Source organism: Terasakiispira papahanaumokuakeensis, assembly GCF_001709345.1.
Classification (GTDB): Bacteria; Pseudomonadota; Gammaproteobacteria; order Pseudomonadales; family Halomonadaceae; genus Terasakiispira; species Terasakiispira papahanaumokuakeensis.
Map to the genome: position 1 here is coordinate 2286467 of NZ_MDTQ01000001.1, position 26668 is coordinate 2313134.

The 26668-nt window shown below is 58.7% G+C and carries 2 protein-coding genes (1 of these 2 only partly in view); both read right to left on the reverse strand.

Annotation, left to right across the window (positions count from 1 at the left end):
- Positions 1–17067: a non-ribosomal peptide synthetase gene (locus BFW38_RS10010; RefSeq protein ID WP_068998392.1), complete on the reverse strand. Its 17067-nt coding sequence runs from the start codon at positions 17065–17067 to the stop codon at positions 1–3.
- On the reverse strand, positions 17067–26668 hold the 3' portion of the coding sequence (locus tag BFW38_RS10015) for a non-ribosomal peptide synthetase (protein ID WP_068998394.1). 424 nt of this gene lie beyond the right edge of the window; the window shows 9602 of its 10026 coding nt (coding positions 425–10026); its start codon lies off the right edge, out of view; its stop codon occupies positions 17067–17069. Before BFW38_RS10015 ends, BFW38_RS10010 begins: the two co-directional genes overlap by 1 nt.

Consider the following 26668-nt stretch of genomic DNA (forward strand, 5'->3'; position numbering starts at 1 on the left):
CTATGACGGTGTCTCCAGCCGATGGACGTCTAACTGATGAACCTCCAACCGATCAGACTCCAACCGCTGGGTGAGCGCCGACAACAAATCAGCGTGACGAATAATGCCAAGGTGATCGGTATCCAATCCCTCAGAAGCCGCCAACGGCTGCCCTAGCGCGGCTGTCAGCAATGCTTCAGCGCCCGCATTATTCTCTGGTGATTGCATCGCCCACCACGCATGGACAGGCGCTTGAATCGACCGGATTCGACGATGCTGACGCGCCAGCCTGCGCATATGCCGCTCCAATGTCATCAACTGTTGCCACTCGTCTTCTGCAACATCATCCGGTAATGACGGTTCTTCATGACCGCGTGACGTCACCCCCGCCCCGGGCACATAGCCATCCACCAACCCGACAAACGCCACCGTTTGCCCTAACCGCTCCAACAGTGCCGCCATTTCCAGCACCAAGGCGCCCCCCATCGACCAGCCCAGTAGGTAGTAGGGCCCTTGGGGCTGCTGAGTCCGCAATGCTTTCACATAATCCCTGGCCATCCCCTCCAGACTGACATCACGCCACTGACGGTCTTGAAGCTGCCGGTTTTGCATGCCCCACACCGACCAGTGAGCCGGTAAATAACGCGCCAGGGTGTAATAACCCACCACCGTACCGCTCACCGGATGTGGGCAGAACAACGTCGTCGCACTCTGGGCCGGGCCCCCTAAATGCAGCAAGGGATTCAACGTCGACTGCCGAGATAAGCTTGAGCCCCCCTCGGCCTTATCGACATCGGGCCTTGCCATCGGCACTCGGCGCATCAACTGCTGCAAGTAATCGCCCATCCGTCCCAGCAAATCCTCCATCTGAGCTTGCGGATAGCGCTGATGGCTGTAGCGACAGTTCAAGGTCAGCTGCCCGTTATGGATCTGGCCATTGATCTCAACCTCATGCGGCCAAAGCGCTTGCGGCGCGATACAAGCCCCCATCGATTCCGGAGCGACCTGGAAGCGCTCATCCGTCTGCGTCAAATCAAACTGGCCAAGGTAATTAAAGACGAGCGGCGCTTGATCCCCCCCCTGTAAAAGGGCTTGGTCTTCCGGCGTCCCGTAATAACGCAAAGCCCCGAACCCCAGCCCTTGACCCGGCACCGCCGCCTGAGCCTCTTGGACAAGCGTCAAGGTCTCCAGCAGAGCACCGGCCTTGGGCAAGCGCAGAGGATAGAGCGCCGTAAACCAGCCCACGGTATGGCTAACATCCTGTGCTTCTCGCCACCCATTACGGCCATGGCTTTCCATCAAAATACGCGGCTGCTCTATCGACCCCCACGCCTTCAACGCCAAGGTCAACGCCGTCAGCAAGAGCGTTTCAATCCCAGTCTCATAATGCTTCAGCGTGGCGCGCAATAAGTGCTCGGTGTCCGACGACGTCAACGACCACTGACAATGCACCAGATCCCGCTGCTGACGACGCCCTTCAGGCCAAGTCACCGGCCACGCGGCCCTCATCATGGTCGCATCAGGCTGCGCTTGCGCTTGCCAGAAGTCGCGCTCATCGGCCCACCGCCCCGCTTGTGCATCTTGCTGTAATTGATGTGCCCACTGCTGATACGACGTCGCGGATGAGGGCAGCGCGACCACTAGCCCGGCTTCACACTGCTGATAAGCACGGGCCAAATCGCCTAATAACAAGCGCCAGGACACCCCATCCACCAGCAAATGATGCAGCACCATCAATAAGCGCTGAGCCCCATTGGGCAACTGAATCAACCGAATCGCCACCAACGGCCCTTGCGCCAGATCCAACCCGGCCTGAACGCCTTCACAATAAGGCGTGATCTCACCTTCATCAGTGAGCGCCACCACTTGAAACACCGACTCCACCGCGATATGGCGTTGATAATGCCCTTGCCAACCATGGGGCGCCTGAGCCTCTTCGAGGAAGGTCAAACGCAGCACATCATGCTGCTGTAGCAAAGCCGCCACCGCTTCAGCCATCCGCTCAGGCCTTAACGCGCGCGTGACCGTTAATAGAAGCGCCTGATTCCAGTGCGACAGCACTTGATAAGCCGCGTCAGCCGCGTCAGCCTCTAAGGTCTCGATCAACTCAGGCTGCTGACTAAAAAAATGCGCTTGAATCGGCGTCAGCATCTGCACCCCTTGACTCGCCGGAGAGGCCGATGCCGTCTCATGGCCTTCAAGAGGCGTCATCGCCGCCGCCATCGCGGATAACTGAGGCGCCGCAAAGATCGCTTTCGGCGTCAGTGACCACCCAGCCTGACGCAAATGCGTAATCAAACTGAGCGACTGAATGGAATCGCCGCCCAACTCAAAGAAATGACTCTCCCGATAGACCGCCACGTCACCGAGCAAGGATTGCCATAACTGGGCCAGCAAGCACTCCCGCGTCCCTTCCGGCGCAACGTGCAACGCTTGATCCACCACCGGCTCAGGCAACGCCTGACGATCCAACTTGCCATTAGGCAAGGTCGGCAACTGCGCCATCATCACCCAATGGGTCGGCACCATATAACTCGGTAAGCGGTCGCGCAGCTGGGCTTGAAGATCGGTTTGAAGACTGGTTTTAAGATCGGCATGAAGATCAGCTTTCAACGCCGCTTCAGGCTGCACATACGCCACCAGACGAGCGCCTGCATCCCCTTCATAAACCGCCACTAAGGCCGCTTCGACGCCGTCACAGGCGGCCAGCGCCGCTTCAATTTCACCCAGTTCAATGCGGAAGCCGCGTAGTTTGATTTGCTGATCCATCCGGCCCAGATATTCCAGCTGGCCCGCACGGTTTAACCGTACCCGATCACCGGTGCGATATAAGCGCTTACCGGCTCGGAAGGGGTTGGGGACAAAACGTTCAGCGGTCTGAGCCGGGCGATCCAAATAACCCCGTGCTAGAGCGCCACCGAGATACAGCTCTCCGGCGACGCCGGGCGGCAGTAGGTTCAGATCCGTATCCAGCACATAGCCTTGACGTACACCAACCAGATCCCCAATCGGGGCACTGGCGCTGTTGAAATCTGCTTCATCGGCGGCCACCCGCCACAAGGTCGGCGTGACCACGGTTTCAGTCGGGCCATAGCCGTTGATAATCCACTTCGGCTTCAGGTGTTCAATGGCATGCTGCATCATCTCCCGACTGAAGGCTTCACCGGCAAAGCAATAAGTATGAACCCCCGGCGCACGCCCTTGCACTTCGGCCCACTGGGCCAACTGACGCAAATAGCTCGGTGGGAAAGCAGCCACAGTAATGCCCTGTGCGATCAGGCACTCATAGGTCTCCTGCACGCTCCAGAGCCGCTGATCTCGAATCACAATCCGCGCGCCATAACTGAGCGGCGTTAACCAGCGTTCATGAGCCCCATCAAAGCTGATCGAGAGGAAGTGTAATTCTCGATCCTCCGGGGTCAGCTGATAGCGTGCCCCAATGGTCTGGCAATGCATCGCCAGATCACCCTGAGCCACCGCCACGCCTTTGGGCTGACCGGTTGAGCCCGAGGTATAAATCAGATACGCCAGTTGCTGCGGATGGTAAGGCACTTCCGGTGCGGTGGTCGGCTGATCGGTTAAATCCAGTGACTCCAGATTGACCTGACGGCCGACCGACAGATCACGCATCAGCGCAGCAGTAGGCGTATGGGTCAATAAGAGATCCGCCCCGGCATCGCTGAGCATATAACTGAGCCGTTCCAGCGGGTAATCTGGGTCCAGCGGCACATAAGCCCCGCCCGCCTGATGCACCGCCAGCAAGGTGACAAAGAGATCAATGCCACGATTGAACGCCACCCCGACTCGGCTTTCGGGTTTCACCCCTTGCGCGATGAGCCAATGTGCCAATCGATTGGCCCGCTCGGTCAGCTGGGCGAAGGTGATCGATTGAACATGAGCCTGTGAACCGGCTTCAGCTTGTGGCCCCATTTCAACTAATGCCACCGCCTCCGGTCGCTGCTGCGCTTGTGCTCGGATCTGTGCATATAACGGGCGTGGGTCCAGTGCGGGGCGTTCATGACATTCGTCATCACCCCGGTGATCAGAAGGCGTATTCCAGTGTTGCCAGATCAACTGATCCGCCTCGGACAACAGCGTCAATTGATGCAACGGCGTGTCTAAGGTCTCACTGAACTGGGTCAAGATCGTCACAATCTGGGCGCCCATACGGGCCACGGTGTCAGCGTCTAAAATATCCGTCGCATAATCGAGGTAGCCCGTCAGCTGGCCGGTGTCATCTTCCTGAGTCCCCAACACCAAATCAAAATGCGCCTGCTCCGCCGGGCAAGCGAGCGGTCGCGCCGTCACACCCGGCAACTGAGATAACGCCGATTGATCCAGCACCTGATGGTTATAACTCACCTGAAAGAGCGGGTTCACACTCAAACTCCGTTCAGGCTGTAACACCTCAACCAGCTGCTCAAAGGGCAAATCGGCATGGGCTTGTGCGCCGCGCATCCGCTGTTGCACCTGATACAGCAGATCAACGCCTTTGAGCGTCCCGGCCACTTCGGTGCGCAACACCAGCGTATTGACAAAACAGCCCATTATCTCGGCAGTGCCGGGTTGGTCACGCCCCGCAACCGGGATGCCCACACGCAAATCCGCCTGCCCGGTAACCCGATAAAGCCAGGCCTCAAACCCGGCGAGCATCAGCGTAAACAATGACACTCGATGCGCCTTGGCCTGTTGTCGAAGACGCTCGGCCAATGATGACGGCCACTCAAAACCATAACGCGCACCACGCCCATCCCGCTCCGCCGGACGCGGACGGTCCGTCGGTAACGCCAACACAGGTGCCTCATCACCTTCATCCGCTAAGGTGTCACGCCACCAGGCTAATTGCGCTTGTAAGTGGGGCGCCAACTGAGTCCGCTGCCAGACCGCATAATCGGCGTAGCTCAAGTCAGCCTGACGCGAAAGGGCAAGCCCGGGCATCGATGCAGCAACGTCATGCTGCGGTTTTTCACGACCGGCCCGTTCTTCACAAGCCAACCGTTCTTCACAAGCCAACCGTTCTTCACAAGACAACCGTTCTTCACAAGCCAACAGCTCTTCACGATAAGCCGTTACCCAGGCCGTCAAGAAACGCTGTAGAGACCAACCATCGGCCAGAATATGATGCACACAGAGTAATAAGCGCCATTCCGCCGAGTCGTCGTCCTGAGCGTCGGAGAGACGGACCAAATGAGCCCGCCACGGCGGCGCCGCCTCCAAGTCAAACGGCGTCTGCATCACCTCGGTTTGATAGGCCTCAAAGGCCTCGGGCGTGACCGTCGCTTGCACAAGCGGCATCCGGAAATCAGGCAGCATCTGTTGTTGCGGCAACGCCTTCGCTGGCCCGCTTAACGCCCGACCGACGGGCCCGTTAGCAGCCTGAGCGCCCCCGGCGGATAAATCACCGGGCATGAAGCGCGTGCGCAGTATGGCATGATGGGCCACCAGCCGATCCAAAGCGCGTTGCAGCGCCTCAGGGTCAACATCCCCGGTCAGGCTTAACCCCGCCGGGAGATGATAGGCGACACTCTCAGGCGTCAATTGCGCCAGGAACCATAACCGTTGCTGAGCAAATGACTGCGGCGCCTGTACCGCATACTCAGGCTTGGGCCTAGGCGTCAATGCCGGTAATGCCGGTAATGCCGTCTCACCATGCGCGATCGACGCCGCCAACTCGGCCAAGGTGTGAGTTTCAAACAAGGTCCCGAGCGACAGGGTGACGCCCAAAGCGGCCTCAATCTGATGCACCAGCGTCACCCCCAGCAAGGAGTGGCCCCCCAAAGCAAAGAAGTTATCCTGCCGCCCGACCGGTGCCTCCAGGTGTAAGACATCGGCCCATAACGCCGCCAGCGTCGTTTCAATGGGGCCTTGCGGCGCTTCAAACACCGCCTCCTGACGGACCGGTTCCGGCAGCGCTTGACGATCCAACTTGCCATTGGCGGACAAAGGCAGGTGATCCAAGGCCATGAAGTGCGTCGGCACCATATAGCTCGGCAGTTGCGCCTCTAGATGTTGACGCAAGGCGGTCAAGTCCTGTTCGGTCAAACCCAGTGCTGCGGGCGCCACATAGCCCACCAGTTGATCATGACGGGCGACCACAACGGATTCCGTCACGCCGGGGAAGCTCGCCATCACCGCTTCGATTTCCCCCAGCTCGATACGCAAGCCACGCAGTTTGATCTGGTGGTCCAAGCGGCCCAGGTATTCCAGGGTGCCGTCGGCACACCAACGCGCCAGATCACCGGTGCGATACAGGCGCTCGCCGACGGCTGAAGAGGCCGTGTCACTTGAAGAATGCGGAATAAAAGGATTCGGAATAAATCGCTCGGCGGTTAACCCCGGCTGGCCGTGGTAGCCCCGCGCCAAGCCAATGCCGCCGATATACAGCTCCCCCGGCACCCCGATGGGTTGCGGGTTCAATTGCGGGTCGAGAATATGAATCTGCAAGCGGGTGATCGGTCGACCAATCGGCACCTGAGCCCGTGGATCATCTTGCTGACAGGTCCAGTGGGTCACATCAATCGCTGCTTCGGTCGGGCCATAGAGATTATGCAGTTGGATATGCGGCAACCGTGCTAAGGCCAATGTTTGCAGCGGTTTCGGCAGGGCTTCACCACTACAAATGACATGCCTCAGCGATGGGCATGAATTCGATGCGGTTGACTCAGTAGACAAATGATTCACAAAAGCCGACAACATCGACGGCACAAAATGCAGCACGCTGATACCCGACTGCTCAATCACTTGATGCAGCTGGGCCGGGTCTTGATGGGCGCCCGGTGCGGCCACCACCAGTTCAGCGCCCACCATTAATGGCCAGAAAAACTCCCATACCGACACATCAAAGCTGTAGGGCGTTTTTTGCAGCACCTTGTCCTCGGCACTCAGCGGATAGGCCTGTTGCATCCACTGTAAGCGGTTCAGCAAGGCCTCGTGCGTATTGGCGACGCCTTTGGGTAAGCCAGTGGAGCCGGAAGTAAAGATCACATACGCCTGTTGCTGGGGATATAACGTCACGTCCGGTACAGTGGTCGGCCCAGCCGATAGATCCAGCGATTCCCAATGTAAGACCGTGATGGAGGTCTGAGGCAAGTCCTCGTATAAGGTCAGCTCCACCCTCTGATGCGTCAGTAGATAACCCGCACCAGACTGCTCAATCACGCGCTGTTGCCGCGCAGGCGGGTGTTCCGGGTCCACCGGCACATAGGCCGCACCGGCTTTGAGAATGGCGTACAAGGTCACCACCAAAGCCTCGGAACGCATCATCGCCACAGCGACCGTATCTTCGGGCTGAACCCCGCGAGCGATCAACTCATGAGCGAGGGCATTGGCCTTGCGGTCGAGTTCGGCATAACTGAGTTGGGTTTGTTGGCCATCCGGCTGCCACACCGTCAGCGCAATCCGGTCGGGATGCGCCTGTACTTGTTGCTCAAAGCGGCGGGGGACTGGCGCGCTATCGGGTTCACTCGAAGCCGCCGTCTCATTCCACTGCGCCAATTGCTGGCGCTCCGCCGGGCTGATCAACGGTATCTCACCCATCGGGCGATCAGGCGCGGCCAGTAACTGCGTTAACAGTTGCTCAAAGCAGGTATGCCAACGGGCGATGGTATCGGCATCCAGTAAATCCGTCGCGTAATGCCAATCACCAGTGAAACGGCCATCGGCTTCGGCCACAAGATTCAAGGCCAGATCAAATTGAGCCCCTAGATCCTCGGTCTCAACAATATGGACATCAAGGCCCGGCCACTGAGGAGGCAACGTCGGCGCTTGCTGATAATCCAGCATCACCTGAAACAGCGGGTTATGGCTCAAATCGCGCTCGGGTTGTAATGCCTCAACCAACTGTTCAAAGGGCAAATCTTGGTGCGCCTGAGCGGCCAAGACGGTGTCACGGGTCTTCGCTAACTGCTGTCGTAACGTCGTGTGAGCCTGCACCTCACCCCGCATGACCTGAGTATTCACAAAGAGCCCGATCAAATCTCGCACTTCAGGCCGCTGGCGGCCAGCCATCGGCACCCCAACGCGAATGTCCGTTTGCCCACTCAAGCGCGCCAAGAAGAGCTGATACACCGTCAACAGCAGCATAAAAGGAGACGCCTGTTGCTCGGATGCCATCGCCACTAACGCTTGGCTCGTCTCCGTGGCCAAAGTAAAGCGCAGCCGCGCGCCTGCCTCAGAAGGCCGGGCCGGGCGCGGCCGATCATAAGGCAACGCCAGTACCGGCTGATGATCCCCCAGCTGTGCTTGCCAGAAGGCTAACTGACGCTGGCCTTCACCACCGGCTAACCACTCTCGCTGCCAATGAGCAAAATCCAGATATTGAATCGGCAGTTCGGGCAATTCAGGTCGATCAGACAATTCAAGTCGATCAGACAATTCAAGTCGATCAGACAATTCAGGTCGATCAGACAATTCAGGTCGATCAGACAATTCAGGTCGATCAGACAAATCGCCTCTCGACTCCCCCAATGCCTGACGATACAAGGCATTCAAATCACGCAACAGAATCGGCACAGAAGCGCCATCCGATAAGGCATGGTGCATGCACAACAATAAACGCCAGTCCGTCTCGCCCAGCCGCACCAACTGCACCCGCCACAAGGGGCCATGATCAAGTGCAAACGGCTGCGTGAAGCATCGTTGCGTATGCGCTTTGAATGCAATGGCCGGTTCTGGCTCAGCCCGCAGGTCAATCACCGGTAATTCAATCGACGCCACCGGTTCAACCACTTGCTGCGGCGGCATGCCGCCCAATAAGGCCGTGCTTAAAATCTGATGACGCGCGCTTAAAGCGGTTAAGGCACGCTGCAACGCCTCGACATCCAACGCGCCCTGCAAGGCCAAAAGGCCCGGCAAGTGATAAGCACTAGAGTTCGGCGCAAGCTGGTGCAAGAACCACAGACGTTGCTGAGCAAACGATTGCATCCCCCGCTGCTGATGGCGGGCGGGAATCTGATCCCGCGCGCCGGGGATGTGTTCAAGCTCACCGGCGCCGTCTAAAGCCGCCGCCATATCCGCCAGGCATGGGGTTTCAAACACCTGACGCAGCGAGAGTTGAAGGCCTTCTTCATATCGCAAGCGTGAGACCAATTGCGTGGCCAGCAGCGAATGGCCGCCGAGTTCAAAGAAGTGGTCATACCGCCCCACCGAACCCAGCGCCAACAGCTCACACCACAGCCTAGCCAACCGCTGCTCCATCAGGGTCTGAGGCGACGCCTGGGTCGCCGAGGACACCACCGGCTCAGGCAACGACTGACGATCCAACTTGCCATTAGGCAAGGTCGGCAACTGCGCCATCATCACCCAATGGGTCGGCACCATATAACTCGGTAAGCGGTCGCGCAGCTGGGCTTGAAGGTCGGCTTGAAACGACGCTTCACTGACGTCCACCTGATCTTGCGATTGCCCCTGAGCCTTGGGCTGAACGTACGCCACCAGGCGTGATCCGCTCTCCGTTTCTTTTAAAACAGCTAAGGCCACATCGACGCCGTCACACGCGGCCAGCGCCGCTTCAATTTCACCCAGTTCAATGCGGAAGCCGCGTAGTTTGATTTGCTGATCCATCCGGCCCAGATATTCCAGCTGGCCCGCACGGTTTAACCGTACCCGATCACCAGTGCGATATAAGCGCTCACCGGCTCGGAAGGGGTTGGGGACAAAGCGTTCAGCGGTCTGAGCCGGGCGATCCAAATAACCCCGTGCTAGAGCGCCGCCGAGATACAGCTCTCCGGCGACGCCGGGCGGCAGTAGGTTCAGATCCGTATCCAGCACATAGCCTTGACGTACACCGACCAGATCCCCAATCGGGGCACTGGCGCTGTTGAAATCCGCTTCATCGGCGGCCACCCGCCACAAGGTCGGCGTGACCACGGTTTCAGTCGGGCCATAGCCGTTGATAATCCACTTCGGCTTCAGGTGTTCAATGGCATGCTGCATCATCTCCCGACTGAAGGCTTCACCGGCAAAGCAATAGGTATGAACCCCCGGCGCACGCCCTTGCACTTCGGCCCACTGGGCCAACTGACGCAAATAGCTCGGTGGGAAAGCAGCCACAGTAATGCCCTGTGCGATCAGGCACTCATAGGTCTCCTGCACACTCCAAAGACGCTGATCTCGAATCACGATCCGCGCGCCATAACTGAGCGGCGTTAACCAGCGTTCATGAGCCCCATCAAAGCTGATCGAGAGGAAGTGTAATTCTCGATCCTCCGGGGTGAGCTGATAGCGTGCCCCAATGGTCTGGCAGTGCATCGCCAGATCACCCTGAGCCACCGCCACGCCTTTGGGCTGACCGGTTGAGCCCGAGGTATAAATCAGATACGCCAGTTGCTGCGGATGGTAAGGCACTTCCGGTGCGGTGGTCGGCTGATCGGTTAAATCCAGTGACTCCAGATTCACCTGACGGCCGACTGAGAGGTCACCCATCAGCGCAGCGGTCGGCGTATGGGTCAATAAGAGATCCGCCCCGGCATCGCTGAGCATATAACTGAGCCGTTCCAGCGGATAATCCGGGTCTAACGGCACATAAGCCCCGCCCGCCTGATGCACCGCCAGCAAGGTGACAAAGAGATCAATGCCACGATTGAACGCCACCCCGACTCGGCTTTCGGGTTTCACCCCTTGCGCGATGAGCCAATGCGCCAATCGATTGGCCCGCTCGGTCAGCTGGGCGAAGGTGATCGATTGAACATGAGCCTGTGAACCGGCTTCAGCTTGTGGGCCCATTTCCACCAACGCCACCGCCTCCGGTCGCTGCTGCGCCTGAGCGAGGATCTGCGCGTATAACGGACGTGGGTCCAGTGCGGGGCATTCATGACGCTCGTCATCAACTGAGTAACGCTCGTCATCACCCCGGTGATCAGAAGGCCTGTTCCATTGGTGCCAAGTGGCTTGATCCTCAGGGGTTAACAGGCTGAGCTGGTCTAACGGCTGATCAGGCATGTCGACAAAGGTGTCTAGCAGGTGCTGCAGATGGGTCAGCAAGGCCTCGGCTTCGGCGCTGGCGACCTGTTGGGCATTGGTATGCAAGTGCAAGACCAGTTGCGCGCCAGCTTCCACCGCCAAACTGACCGGATAGTGAGTGTGCTCTGAGATCGTTAAATCGCTAAAACCGGCTTCGGCGCGCAACGCCTCATCGACCGGGAAGTTCTCAAACACTAATAAGGTGTCGAACAACGACTGGCCCGCAAACGACTGATCGCTGGCTTGCCCAGCCCATTGCTGTAATTGGTACAGCGGCACCGTGTCATGTTCACGCAAATCCAAGTTGTGTTGTTGCAGCTGCGGCCACCACTGGGCCAGTGTTGAGGTGGCTTCCCCTTCACGATCCGCATCATGCCCCGGCGCCAACACCAGTGGCAGGGTATTGATCAATAACCCCAAGTGACGATCAATGTCCGCCACTTCAGCCGGGCGACCCGCGACGGTGACACCAAAGGTCACTTGTGACTGCCCGGTATAACGCTGAAGCAATAAGGCCCAGGCCGCTTGTACCAGGGTATTCAGCGTCACATGGTGATCCCGCGCCAGGGCGGTCAAAGCGTCTTGATCCAGCACACATTGACGATGCTCGTACACCGGTGGCCGGTCTTGAGACGACTGTCGTCCCAAGGTGGGTGCGAGTAAGGTGGGCGCGAGAAATGTCGGGGTGCTCAATGTCGCCAACTGAGCGCGCCAAAAACGCTCACTGGCCTCATGCTGACGCTGTGACAACCACTGAAAATAAGGGCGGTAATCGGCCGCAGGCGCTAACGATTGCCCTCGCACCTGCTGCATCACCTCACTGAGCAAGCGAGCACAACTCCAGCCATCCAACAGAATATGATGGAAGGTCCAGATCATATGACAGCGCTGCCCCGGCAACGCCATCAAATGCCAACGCATTAAGGGCGGCTGATCCATCGCAAAAGGGGTCGCTTGGGCTTGTGCCTGGGCTTGTTCGAGGGTCTTTTCGAGGGTCTGAGCGATCGCATCAGCATCGGCTAAATGCGTATATGACGTGACCTGAATCGGCAACGACACTTGCGCGGGAAGCCACTGCACCGGCTGCCCGTTTGGCCCGGTTAAAAAGGCCGCACGCAATACCGGGTAACGCTTCAAGACCGCCGTCCAAGCCTCAGCCAGTTGATCGGGCGTCACCCCATCCAGCGTCACCGCCACTTGGTTCGTATAGGGCTGGGCCTCCCATTGACCTTCAGCCTGAGCCTCCCACTGACTGTGGAAAAAGAGCCCTTGTTGCATCGGGGTCAACGGCAGTAAGTCCACCAATTGAGCCGCGGGCACGGGCAAAGCATCCAACGCGGCTTGATCAAAACTCGCGGGCAACCACGGGAAATCGGATGGGGTGACGCCGGAATATTGGCGGCATAACGCCAACACCTCATCCAGCGCCGTCATCATCCCCTGCATCAGCGTCTCGACTTCAGACTGCGGGTAACGGGCCTGGCTGAAATGGCAACTGAAACGTAACTGACCTTGGCTCACCTCCCCTTCAATCGCCATTTCATAGCCCAGCGGCGACTGCAACGACATCGCCTGACCCGGCACTTCCGGCGCCCGCCGCCAAGTGACCGGCGCCGCTGTCGTCCCTGAATCGGTCAGACCTAAGTCGGTTTGACCTAAATCGGTTTGGCCTAAGTCGGTTTGACCTAAATAATTAAACCACAGCATATCGGCGACATCGGGCAAGGCGGACTCGCCTTTAAGTTCGCGCAACACACCAAATCCGAGGCCGCCATGAGGCACCGAACGCAGCCGTTCTTTCAGTGTTTTCAGGTCATGCGCCAAGTCACCAGAACCCGGCAACAGCACCGGATATAAACTGGTCAACCAACCCACGGTCCGGCTCAAGTCGACGCCATCAAACAAGGCTTCGCGACCATGGCTTTCCAACGCAATCAACGTCTCGCCTTGCCCGCGCCAGCGACTTAATGCCTGGCCTAAAGCGGTCAGCAGCAGGTCATTAATCTGCGTTCTAAACGCCTTAGGGGCTTCACTCAATAAGGCCTGAGTCTGCTCAACGCTGAGTTGTTGATGGATCGTGACCCGTTGCGCCAGCGTATTGGCGCCTTCAGGGTCACAGCCCGGCAGTCCGGGGGCGGCAGGCAAGCGCTGCCAAAACGGGGCCATTTCGAGCAGAGATTCACTGCGGCACCATTGTTGTAGCTGAAGCGCCCAATACTGGAACGACGTGGCCACTGGGGCCAGCTGTGGGGACTGCCCATATAAGACCTGTTGGTAGGCCTGCACCAGATCGTCTAACAGAATCCGCCAGGAGACTCCATCCACCGCCCAGTGGTGAATCACCAATAAGAGCCGGGCCTCCGACATCTCCGGCAGTTCCAGATACAGCGCCCGCAGCAAAGGCCCTTGATGCAAGCTCAGACTTTGCTGAGCCTCGGTAAAGCAACGCTGCATCGCCTCATCTCGATCTTCCGTCGAAGCGTCCAAGACACGATGCCACAGCAGGTCCTCATGCGCCGCTTCCGCTTGATACCACTGGCCGGGCGTTTGCTGGTCGTCATCTTGATGAGCCCCCGCATCAAAACGCAGTCGCAGGGCGTCATGGTGGCGAACCAGTGCGTGTAAGGCGTGATCCAGGGCATCCAGATGAAGCGGCGCATCAGGGATCAAGAGGACAGATTGATTCCAGTGATCTGGCTCTGGCATCGCTTGCGACCCAAAGCGCTTTTGAATCGGCGTCAGCGGAAACGCCTGCTCATAGGTCACCGCTTGGGTCTGACGCTGCGCGCGCGCCTGCTGCAAAGCATCATGATCACGCTGTTCAATCTGCCGGGCTAACGCTGCCAAGGTCTGATGTTCAAAGATATCGCGGGGCGTGATCACCCAATCATGGGTCTGAGCCTGGGCAATCACCCGAAGGCTCAGAATGGAATCCCCCCCTAAAGCAAAGAAGTTGTCCTGCCGCCCGACCGGCGTCTCCAGCGGTAAAACCGAGGCCCATAACGCGGCCAATGTGGTTTCAATTGGGCCTTGCGGCGCTTCAAACACCGCCTCCTGACGGACTGGTTCCGGCAGCGCTTGACGATCCAACTTGCCATTGGCGGACAAGGGCAGGTGATCCAGGGCCATGAAGTGCGTCGGCACCATATAAGTCGGTAGCTGTGCCTCTAGATGTTGACGTAAGGCAGCTAAATCCTGTTCCGCGGGCGCCACATAGCCCACCAGTTGATCATCACGGGCGACCACAACGGATTCCGTCACGCCGGGGAAACTCGCCATCACCGCTTCGATTTCCCCCAGCTCGATACGCAAGCCACGCAGTTTGATCTGGTGATCCAAACGGCCCAGGTATTCCAGGGTGCCATCGGCACACCAACGCGCCAGATCACCGGTGCGATACAAGCGCTCACCGACGGCTGAAGAGGCCGTGTCATTTGAAGAATGCGGAATAAAAGGATTCGGAATAAATCGCTCGGCGGTTAACCCCGGCTGGCCGTGGTAGCCCCGCGCCAAGCCAATGCCGCCGATATACAGCTCCCCCGGCACCCCGATGGGTTGCGGGTTCAATTGCGGGTCAAGAATATGAATCTGCAAGCGGGTGATCGGTCGACCAATAGGCACCTGAGCCCGTGGATCATCCTGCTGACAGGTCCAGTGGGTGACATCAATCGCCGCTTCGGTCGGGCCATAGAGGTTATGCAATTGGATATGCGGCAACCGCGCTAAGGCCAGTGTTTGTAGCGGTTTCGGCAGGGCTTCACCGCTACAAATGACATGCCTCAGCGATGGGCATGAATCTGTGGAGTCAAACGACAAATGATTCACAAAAGCCGACAACATCGACGGCACAAAATGCAGCACGCTGATACCCGACTGCTCAATCACTTGATGCAGCTGGGCCGGGTCTTGATGGGCGCCCGGTGCGGCCACCACCAGTTCAGCGCCCACCATTAATGGCCAGAAAAACTCCCATACCGACACATCGAAGCTATAAGGCGTTTTTTGCAGCACCTTGTCCTCGGCACTCAGCGGATAGGCCTGTTGCATCCACTGTAAGCGGTTCAGCAAGGCCTCGTGCGTATTGGCGACGCCTTTGGGTAAGCCAGTGGAGCCGGAAGTAAAGATCACATACGCCTGTTGCTGAGGATATAACGTCACGTCCGGTACAGTGGTCGGCCCAGCCGATAGATCCAGCGATTCCCAATGTAAGACCGTGACGCTAGCGGGCACCATCATCTCATGCACCATCGCCTCATAGTCGGTCGTATCGATGGCTTGATGGGACTGCAGATGATGGGTCAGTAAATAACCCGCACCGGACTGCTCAATCACGCGCTGTTGCCGCGCAGGCGGGTGTTCCGGGTCCACCGGCACATAGGCTGCACCGGCTTTGAGAATGGCGTACAAGGTCACCACCAAAGCCTCGGAACGCATCATCGCCACAGCGACCGTGTCTTCGGGCTGAACCCCGCGAGCAATCAACTCATGAGCGAGGGCATTGGCCTTGCGGTCGAGTTCGGCATAACTGAGTTGGGTTTGTTGGCCATCCGGCTGCCACACCGTCAGCGCAATCCGGTCGGGATGCGCCTGCACCTGTTGCTCAAAGCGGCGGGGGACTGGCGCGCTATCGGGTTCACTCGAAGCCGCCGTCTCATTCCACTGCGCCAATTGCTGGCGCTCCGCCGGGCTGATCAACGGTATCTCACCCATCGGGTGATCAGGCGCGGCCAGTAACTGCGTTAACAGCTGCTCAAAGAGGGTGTGCCAACGGGCGATGGTATCGGCATCCAGTAAATCCGCGGCGTAATGCCAGTTTCCGCCGATCTCACCCGAGGGTAAGGTCCAAGTATGCAGGGCCAGATCAAACTGGGCATTCCCAGCTTCATGGGGCAATAAGGTGGCCGTCAGCTCAGACGTGAGCGGGAGACGCTCCTGCTCACGTTGCTGATGGTTATACAACACCTGAAATAGCGGATGATGATTCAGGCTACGCTCAGGCTGTAAATGCTCGACCAGATGTTCAAACGGCAGCCTCTGATGGGCCTGAGCGGCTTGGCTGGTGGCGTTCACCTGCGCCAGCACCTGCTGAAAGGTGTGCTCGGGCGCGAACTGATCACGCAGCACTTGGGTATTGACAAAAAAGCCGATCAGCGGCGCCAATTCCGCTTGATCACGCCCGGCCATGGGCACCCCGACGGCCAGGTTGGCTTGGCCGCTCATCCGATACAGCCAGACCTTGAAAGCACTGAGCAGCACGGTAAACACGGTCGTACCGGCCTGTTGAGCGTGTTGCTGAATCTGTCGGCTTAAGGCAGGTGACCAGTGAAAATGCTGTCGGCCGCCGCGCATTTCAGGCTGAGCCGGGCGCGGATGATCCCAAGGTAAATCCAGCACCGGCGGCGTTTCCCCCAACTGCTGACGCCAATATTCGAGATCCGTTTGACCCGCACCCGCCTCCAGCAAGGCCCGCTGCCAGAGGGCATAGTCGGCGTAGTCGAGATCAAGATCATCCAGTGCCTGCTCGGCCCCGGCCAGCGCTTGCTGATAGGCCTGGGCAAAATCTTGCAACAACACCTGAATCGACCAGCCATCGGCAATCACGTGATGCACACAGAGCCAGAGCTGATGCTGTTGCGGGGCGATGTTGACCAACGCCACTCGCCACAACGGGCCTTGCGCCCAGTCGAAGGGCCTGTCCACAAAGGTCTTAAAGCGTTGAGCACGGGTCTTGTCATCCGCCACGGTCCAGGTGGCTATCGAGACCTCAGCCTCAGGCCGAATATGCTGCAACGGCTGGCCGCTGTCATCCGCGCTGAAGGTGGTGCGTAAACTGGCATGCCGCCTCGCCAGTGCCTGAAACGCCGCGTGTAAAGCCTGCTCGTCAACCGGGCCTTCAAGCGCTAAAGCGCCGGGGAGATGGTAGGCGCTATTGCCGGGCGTCATCTGCTCAATAAACCACAGCCGTTGCTGCGCATAAGAGGCCAGACTGGTCTCGCCAGCCACACCACTGGGCATCGGCAATGCCGCCGGAGACATCCCCTGTTGGGCCAGCTTGTCGAGAAAGAGGCGTCGTTTATCGGCACTCAAGCCGAGAAAACGACGTGACAGCGCCATGGCTTGATCCTGCATTATTCAATCTCCTCCAGCTCACTCATCAAGGCCGACAGATCATCCAATCGATCGTGATCGAGGGTGTGTGCCGATAGCCGCTCAATCACTTGGGCCATGGTCGCAACCGTCGTCGCTTCAAAGGCCTCGGCCAGAGGCACCTTGACGCCAAATTCGGTTTGAATGCGGGCTAACAGGCGGGTGACCAGCAGCGAATGCCCGCCCAGTTCAAAGAAGTGGTCATCGCGCCCCACCTGCTCAATGTCCAACAACTGCTGCCAGAGCGCCGCGAGGGCACACTCGGTGTCACCTTGCGGGGGTGTTGATTGAGCGGCTTGCCATTGCGGTTGCGGTAAGGCTTTACGATCCAATTTGCCATTGGCATTACGCGGCATCGCGTCTAGGCAGAGCCAATGCACCGGGACCATGACGGCAGGCAACTGGGCTGCCAGTCGTTGCTTCAGGGTCTCCGTCACCTGCGCCACGGTGTCACCAGGATCAAGATTGCTCGCCATCACCCAATAGGCGACCAGTTGCGGTCCATGCGCGGAAGGCTGCGCCGCGACGGCGGCTTGCGCGACTTGCGGACAAGCCAACAGACAGGCTTCGATTTCTTCCAGCTCGATCCGCTGCCCCCGAATCTTGACCTGGAAATCCACCCGCCCGACGTAGGTCAGTTCACCCGCTTCATCCCAGTAAGCCAGATCTCCGGTGCGATACAGCCGACTGCCCGCCGTGCGGTCATCGGCAAAAGGATTCGGCACAAAGCGTTCTGCGGTCAGACCCGGTTGACCCACATAGCCGCGCCCAACACCGGTGCCGCCGACATATAACTCCCCCACCACCCCGGCTGGCACTGGGTTCAGTGTCTGATCCAACACATAGAGGCGGTTGTTATCGGTCGGTCGACCAATCGGGATCGTCCGATCCAGTGACGATTGAGTCGTCAGGCAGTGCAAGGCGACATCATCGGCACACTCCGCCGGGCCGTAAGCATTGACCAAGGGGACTTGGGGATACCGTGCCAACCATCGTTGCACCAGATCTCGGCTGAGGGCTTCTCCGGTCGGCAGCAACCAGCGCAGGCCGCTTAAATCCGCCGGGGTCGATGTCGTCTCAAGCGAGGGGTCCTGCTCGGTGCTCAACATACCTTCGATCACGGCGGGTACGCTTTCGAGCACCGTGACGCCGGTTGTGGCGACACGCTCAATTAACTGCGCCGGATCATGAGCCACCGTGTCGGGAATAATCTCCAGACGACCGCCAAAGAGCGGGGCGGTCAGCAATTGCCAGACCGAAATATCGAAGCCCGTCGCCGCCGTTTGCGCGATCACATCATCAGCCGTGAGGCCTAAATAAGGCACCTTGGACAGCTGGTTATTCAGCATTCCCGCATGGTGCACCATCACCCCTTTGGGCATGCCGGTTGAGCCCGAGGTATAAATCAAATAAGCCCGTTGATCCGGATGCGGATAACGCCCAGGGTTATCGTCCCGCGTCGCCTGCAACAAGTCTTCCCATATCAAGAGCTGAGGGGGCCGCTCACACTGGGATAAAATTCCTTGGGCCTGATCCAGACACCCTCGCGGCGTAATCAAGACCGGCGCGTCACTGGCCGCCAGCATGCGCGCACTGCGTTCTTCAGGGTGACGTTCATCCAATGCCAGATAAGCGCCACCGGCTTTGAAAGCCCCCACAATCATCGACAATAGCGCCAGCCCGCGGGGGGCATAGAGCGCGACCACTTGATCATCCTCCACACCGGCGGCGATCAGGCGATGGCCGATCTGGTTCGCCTGCTGGTTCAGCCGCGCGTAGCTGAGCGACTCGCCTTCACACGCCGCGACGACTCGGGAGGGCTGTGTCGCCACCCAGCGCTCGAAGCGCATCAGCCAGCTTTCGGCCATCCACTCAGGCACCACCGGGCCTTGCGTCCATTGTGCAATCTGCGCTTGCTGCGCGGGTGTAAGCAACGCCGTTTGGGCTAACGGCTGTTCCGGTGCCTCAATCCATTGGCTGAGCACCTGCTGGAATTGCCCCAGCAAAGCCTGCATTTCATGGCGATTGAAATAACGGCGGTCATAACTGAACTGAAGTTGATAGCGCTCGCCCGGCAGAATCACCACCGTCAGCGGGTAGTTAGTGTGAGTCCGGTTCGCTCGCGGGGTAATGCCGTAGGCCTGCGCAGCCGCTTGAACCGCTTCGCCAAGCGGTACATTTTCAAACACAAATAAACTGTCAAATAGCGGCTGTCCGCGTGGGGTATCGGCCAGTTGCTGCACTTCTGCCAGGGATAAATGTTCATACTGGCGCATCTCGACATTCAGCGCTTGCAGACGCTGCATCAGCTCGCGCCCCGTCATCTCCGGCTCATGGGCCTGCACCCGCAGCGGCAAGGTATTGATAAAGAGCCCCAAGGTCTCTTCAATGCCCGTCAGTTCAACCGGGCGACCGGCGACGGTCACGCCAAAGACCACATCGGATTGTCCGGCATGGCGCATCAAGACCCAGGCCCAAGCCGCCTGCATCAGGGTATTGACGGTTAAGTGCTCCGCTCGCGCCCGTTCTGCCAAACGCTGCGACATCGCCACACTGAGCTGCTCGGCGACATCTTCAATCACGGCATGGGCGGTATCAGCCCTCGCTTCAACCCCTGAGCGTTGATAAGGCAGTGGGGTCACTTCAGTCACGCCGCTCAGTTGCTGACGCCAGAACTGCCGCGCCTGATCCGGCGATTGCTGCGCCAGCCACGCCATAAAATCACGATAAGGGCGCACGGGCTTCAGGATGGGAGCCTGAGACGGAGATTGAGCCGACGTGAACTGTTGATAACAAGCAAAGAACTCCGCCAGCATCACACCACGACACCAGGCATCAATCAGGGCATGGTGATGACTTTGAATCAACCAATAGTGATCGGGCGCTAAACGAATCAAGCGCAACCGCAGCAAAGGCGGCTGTGTGAAGTCAAAATCTTCGGCTCGCTCCTCGGCCAACAAGGTGTCTAGGCGGGCTTCGGCCTCGGCCAGACTCAGCGATGACCAATCAAGCCACCGGGCCGGAGACGGCACTTGTCGATACACCACCTGATGGGGCTGTTCATCATCCAGCGCACAAAAAGCGGTGCGCAGCATGGGGTGGCGCTCAACCACACGCTGCCAAGCCTGATCAAAGGCGGCAAAATCCATCTCACTGCGCACGTCATATTGATCCTGCATCAGGTAGATGCCCGTCCCTTGGGCCAGCAGGCTATGCAGCAGAATCCCGGATTGCATCGGCGCTAACGGCATCACCTCTTCGATATTGGCCGGGTGCGGCAATGCGTCCAGCTGTGCCTGGGTCAGTGTCGACAAGGGGAAGTCCGCGGGGGTTAAGCCCCCCGGCACCGCCAAGCAATCTTGCGTCAACGTCAGTAAAGCATTGCGGTAAGCCTCGACTAACCGGGCCACCGCCGGGCGCTGAAAACGAGCCGCGTTGAAGTGCCATTGCACTTGCAGTTGACCCTCACGCACATAGGCATCCACCACCATCGCATTGGCCATGGGCCCTTGCGGGTCACGCATCACCCCCGCAGACGCCGTCGATAAGGCCAGTGGCCCTTCACTGTCCAGACGCCCGAGATAGTTAAAGGTTAAGCCCGTGCCCTCGGCATCCTGCGCAGCTTGCGGCTGACAGAAGCTGAACCCTAAGCCGTCATTCGGGACTTGTCGCAAGTGATCCTTGGTCGCCTTAAGCGTACTCAGCGCATCCCCCTGAGCGGTCAACACCACCGGATAAATGACCGTGAACCAACCGGTCGTGCGACTCAAATCAGGGGCCTCGCCGATCAACGCTTGCGCCGCGGCCAACGGATGACGACCATGGCCTTCCAACATGATCCGGTGCGTCGCTTGCTCATCCCATTCACGCAGCGCATCAGCCAAGGCACTGAGCAACAGATCATTGACTCGGGCCCGCCAAAGACCGGGCACTTGATTCAACAAGGCATCGGTTTGCGTCGCATCCAGCGCCAGCGACACTGTCTGCTGATCGGCCAGACGATTGGCGCCCTGTTCATCCGTTTCATTATCAAGACCGCTATCAAGACCGTCCCCAAGGCCGTCATCAAGACCGTCCTCAAGACCGCTATCAAGACCAATGGACAGCGCAGCAGGCACCGCCATCACGGACTGCCAATAGGCGTGTTCCGCCTCAAACACGCCCGCCTGCTGCGCCTGCTGTAAATACTGTGCCCAATCCGCACTGGTGGCTTGTTCGGGGAGTAAATCGACGGGCTGCCCGGCCAATAACTGCTGATAGGCCTGCAATAAATCTTCGAGCAAGATGCGCCAGGAGACGCCATCCACCGCCAAGTGGTGAATCGTCAGCATCAAGGTTTGACGCTGATCCGGCCATCGAGCCAACACCCCTTGGATTAAAGGCCCAGCCGTTATATCCAACTGCTGATGGGCCTGATCCAGTGCGCGCTGTAACGCCTCTTCATGGGTCACATCGAGACAGGTCAAACCAAACGAGGCTTCAGCGGTCGGCGCTTGGGCCGTGGTTGAACGCTGAACCGCCCCGGATGACCGATAACCCCACTGCACACTGGCATGGGCCGCCACCACCGCCGCCAGTGCTTGGCGTAAGGGGCCGACTTCCAACGGGGCCTGGGCTTCAAAACGAAGCGCCTGATTCCAGTGAGCGGGATGAGCAATCGGCAGCTGGAAAAAGCGCTGCTGAATCGGGGTCAACGCCCATGAGGTCTGATGGGAGACGCCAGCGTTCGCCGAGGCCGAAGATGGCGCACCGGGTTGAGCGGAAGATTTCAACTGGTTTTTAGACTTCAACTGGGCGACGGCGGCCAACTCGGCAATCGTCTGATGCTCAAATAACTGTTTGGGGGTCAGTTGAATCCCTTGCTTACGCGCCCGTGCAATCACTTGCAAGCTGACGATGGAATCCCCGCCCAAGCTGAAGAAGTTATCATGACGCCCGACTTGAGGTTGCTTCAGTAGCTCACACCAAAGGGCTGCCAACTGCGTTTCAACGCCGGGTAACGGCGCGGCAAAGTCGGTCTGTTCAATGGTCGGTGCGGGCAGGGCCTGACGGTCTAACTTGCCATTCGCCGTCAATGGGAAAGCGGCCATCGCCACCCACTGAGTCGGCACCATATAATCCGGCAGGAGCATGGCAAGTTCAGCTTGGAGGACGGCCGTCGCCACGGTTTGAGGGGTGACATAAGCGACCAAAGCGCCGCTCTCATCCTGCTGAACATGAGCTTGTGCGACTTCAGGTAATGCGCTCAAGCGCTGAACAATTTCACCGAGCGAGACACGATAGCCGCGAATTTTGACCTGATCATCCGCACGCCCGGCAAAGGTCAGCCGGCCGGTGGCATCGAGATAGACTTGATCGCCAGTGGCATACCAGCGTTGCCCGGTCGCATCGACATAGAAGCTCTTGGCGGTCTGATCCGGCTGCTGCCAATAACCCTCCGCCAAAGCAGGCCCACTGATGAGTAACTCACCTACCGCGCCCTGAGGCAAGATCAGGCCTTCAGGGTTGACCACACGTACCTGGACATTCGGCAGCGGCCGCCCCAAGGGTAAGGGGTCTCTCGGGGCTTGATCGAGCCGGGTGGCTATCACGCCCACCGTGGCCTCGGTCGGCCCATAGTGGTTCCAGATCTGACAACCTGGGTGGAGCGCTTTCACTTGCTGCCACAGCTCAGACGACCAAGGCTCACCGCCCAGCAAGAGGGTATGTCGCGGCAATAAACGGGCAGGATTTTCGGCCTGTAGCAAAGCGTTCAGGTGCGTCGGCACGATTTTCAGCACATCCACCGGATGCAACGCCATCACCTCGGCCAAGGCATCCGCATCCGTGACCTCCTCATCACGCAGCAGATGTAAAGTCCGGCCGCTACACAAAGCACCGAACAGGGTGGTATGACCCAAATCTGCGGCGACCGTCGACACCATCGCCATATCCTGCACCGTCTCGGGTAATGACAAGATCGCTAAGAGGCCTTGCACATAATCCGCCAGCGCCCCATGACTCACCACCACCCCTTTAGGCTGCCCCGTGGTGCCTGAGGTATAAATCAAATAGGCCGACTCGGAGGCATTGAATGAGGGCGATAAAGCGGCTGGGGTCAACGATTCAGGAGATAAAGTGGAGGAATCAGCATCATCCGCGGATAACAAGGTCGCGACCGTCCCATAAAAGCCGTCAAAACCGGGCAATGGACGGTCACTCAACAAGCCTTTGGCGCAAGCATCTTGGGCCACCCATTGTTGACGCGATTCAGGCCACTTCGGGTCTAACGGGACAAAAGCCGCGCCACTTTTTAAGATGCCGAACATCGCGACAATAAACTCAACCGAGCGATCATAATTGATCAGGACATGATCCCCCGCGCCGATCTCGGCCTGCTGCAGAACATGCGCCAACTGATTCGACTGGGCGTCCAGGGCGTGATAGGTCAAGGTATCATCACCACAACGCAGGGCCTGTCGTTGCGGAAAGCGCGCGGCTTGCGCCTGGAACATCGGCACCACATGATCAACCGCCTCATCATGCTGAGGCCCAGCAACTTGAGACAGCTCGGCTTGAATCGACAGCTGACGCAAGGCTTGATCCGGCTGTTCGACCACTTGAGCCGCCAGTTGGACTAAGTCCACGGCCATCCCCGCAATACGCGGCGCATCAAATAAATCCGTGGCATAAGTGAAGACCGCTTCAATGCCCGATGCGGTATCGGTGATATCCAAGCCCAAATCAAAGTGAGCGGTGGCATCCTCACGCTGATGCATGCTCAGTGTAGCGCCGGGCAGAGCGAGCCCCTTCGGCAAAGGGAATTGTTGCGTAAACTTGGCCTGACAAAGTGGGGTGTAGCTCAGATCCCGTTCGGGCTGTAACGCCTCAACCAACTGATCAAACGGCAACTCAGCGTGGGCTTGAGCGCCGGTCGCCATGGCACTGATCTGCTCAAGCAAGGCGGTAAAAGATAGCTCAGCCTGCGGCTGCGCCCGCATCACCAGCGTATTGACGAAAAGCCCGACCAATGGTGCCATTTCCGGCCGACCCCGCCCCGCTACCGGCACCGCGACCCGCAGATCCTGCTGGCCCGAGTAGCGATACAGCAAGGTGTGATAGAGACTCAGCATCAACATAAACAGCGTCACCCCCTGCTGCTGAGCCAGCTGATGGAGCTGTTCACTTAACGCTTGAGGGAAATGAAAATGATGCCGTGCCCCGCGATAACTCTGCGCGGCCGGGCGCGGACGGTCTGTCGGCAATGCGAGCAAGGGCTGCTCATCGCCCAATTGCTGACGCCACCAAGCCACCTCATCCGCTTGCGACGGCTCAGCGCGCATCCGCTGCCAGTAGGCGACATCTTGATAACGGCACGGTAATTCAGACCACGCCGGGGCTTCCCCCTGAGCAAAGGCTTGGTAAGCCGTGGCAAAGTCTTCAACCAAGCGCTGAGCCGACCAACCATCGGCAATAATGTGATGAATCACCCAGACCAATCGATAGTCGGTATCCGTCAACTGCACCCCATAAACCCGCCACAAGGGGCCCTGCGCCAAATCCATCGGCTCATCCACCCATGAGGCCGTCAACGCCGTCAGCGCGGCTTCGGGATCAGCGGCATGGCGTAGATCACGCACCGTCCAAGCCACCGGCTCAGCAGGTAAGATATGCTGAACCACCTGCTCGACCGGGTCATCAATAAACCGGGTGCGCAAACTTTCATGGCGCATCACCAAGGCATCCAAGCTGTGCTGCAAGGCCGCCGAATCCACCACTCCGGCCAACTGCCACTCACCGACCAAGTGATAGCCGCGCGAATCGCCTTCGAGACGATCTAAAAACCACAGCCGCTGCTGGGCCGGAGACAATCGACAAGGGGCATCTTCAGGCTTGGGTGCAATCTCATCTAAATGATGAGCCGATGACGCGCCAGACGGCGCCACACACGGTTCCACACGTTGCGCCACTTGATCCGAGAAATCGGCCAAGCGGGGGTGCTCAAATAACACCCCAGGTGCCATCACAATGCCAAGCGTTTGCTGCAACGTCTCCGCCACCTGCATCAGCGCAACCGAATCGCCCCCTAAAGCAAAGAAGTGACTCTCCGGGGTCAGGGTGGCATCGGGGAATTGAGCCTGCCAAGCCGCGACCACCGCGGGATCAAGGCGCGCTTGCTGTGAAGGAGACGGGGTTTGAGCATGATCGGATGAGGCGGCCACGGGCTGTTCATCATCCAACACCACCCCCTGATGCCAGATCGCATAAGTATTCAACGTCTGCTGTTGCCAACCCACACGGCAAGCCGAGCGCTGCAATTTACCGCTGGTGGTGCGCGGCAGGGCCCCAGGTTCCAGCAACAGAATCCATTGTGGCGCGATCTGCATAGCGGCCATCAAGGCATCAACAATCTCACTACAAATCATCCAGGGCTTCATCAACTTGCGCACCCGGCGGCTGATTTCAAGCGCCAGCCCCACCCCTTCGATACCGTGCTCATCGGTGGTCGCAAAGGCCGCCACCCGACCCTGACGCATCACTTCAAGCGACTGCTCCAGCGTGGACTCAATGTCCTGTGGATACAGGTTCTGGCCGTTCAGAATAATCAGATCTTTGCGACGACCGGCCACAAGCAAGGTTTTATCCTCCGGCTCAGCCTGTGCAATCCCCAAATCCCCGGTACGCAACCAGCGTTGGCCATCACGGGTGACAAAAGTGGCCGCCGTGGCCTCTAGCTTCTGCCAATAGCCCTGCGCAATACTCGGCCCGGCGACCCAAATCTCACCCACCTCACCTGGCGCCAGCGGTTGCAGGGTCTCCGGGTCGACAATGCGCAAATCGTGATCCTGATCGACCCAACCACAACCCACTAAACGGCTATTCGCTGACGCATCGGGTGAATGCGCTTGGGATGAGTGCGCTTGGGATGAGTGCGCTTGGAATGAGTGCGCTTGATCGTCACCCAGCCAACGGGGCAGCGAATGGCTAAACCCCTCCGAGCAAACAAACAAGGTCGCTTCCGCCAGCCCGTAACTGGGTGCCAGCGCCGAGGCTTGAAATCCTGTAGAGGCAAAACGTTCACTGAACTGCTGAAGGGTCTCGGGACGGATGGGCTCAGACCCCGAAAACGCCAGCCGCCACGACGACAAATCGAGCTGTTGCAGCTCTTCATCACGCAGCCGCTCCACGCATAAACGATAGGCAAAATCAGGCCCACCGGAAAAAGTGCCCCGATAGCGCGAAATCGCTTCCAACCAACGCGCAGGCCTGGCCAGAAACTGCTGCGGCGTCATCAAGTGGACACTATGACCATGCCAAATCGGCAACAGTAATCCGGCCATCAACCCCATATCGTGAAATAGCGGCAACCAGTTCACCCAGACGTCATCTTCGCGCGCGGCAAAGCCTTGAGCCATCGCCTTTTCATTCGCCATCAAATTGGCATGTGACACCATGACGCCTTTCGGCTCAGAGGTTGAGCCCGAGGTATATTGTAAAAACGCAATGTCATCCGGATGGAGAGCGACCGGCTGAAAACTCGCCTTTAATAACGCCGCCTCAGCTTCGCCTAACGCCTCTAGCGCATCCACCGCCGTCCACTGAG

Coding starts and splice junctions, on each gene's coding strand:
- BFW38_RS10010 (WP_068998392.1), bottom strand. CDS start 17,067: ATGCAGGATCAAGCCATGGCGCTGTCACGTCGTTTTCTCGGCTTGAGT.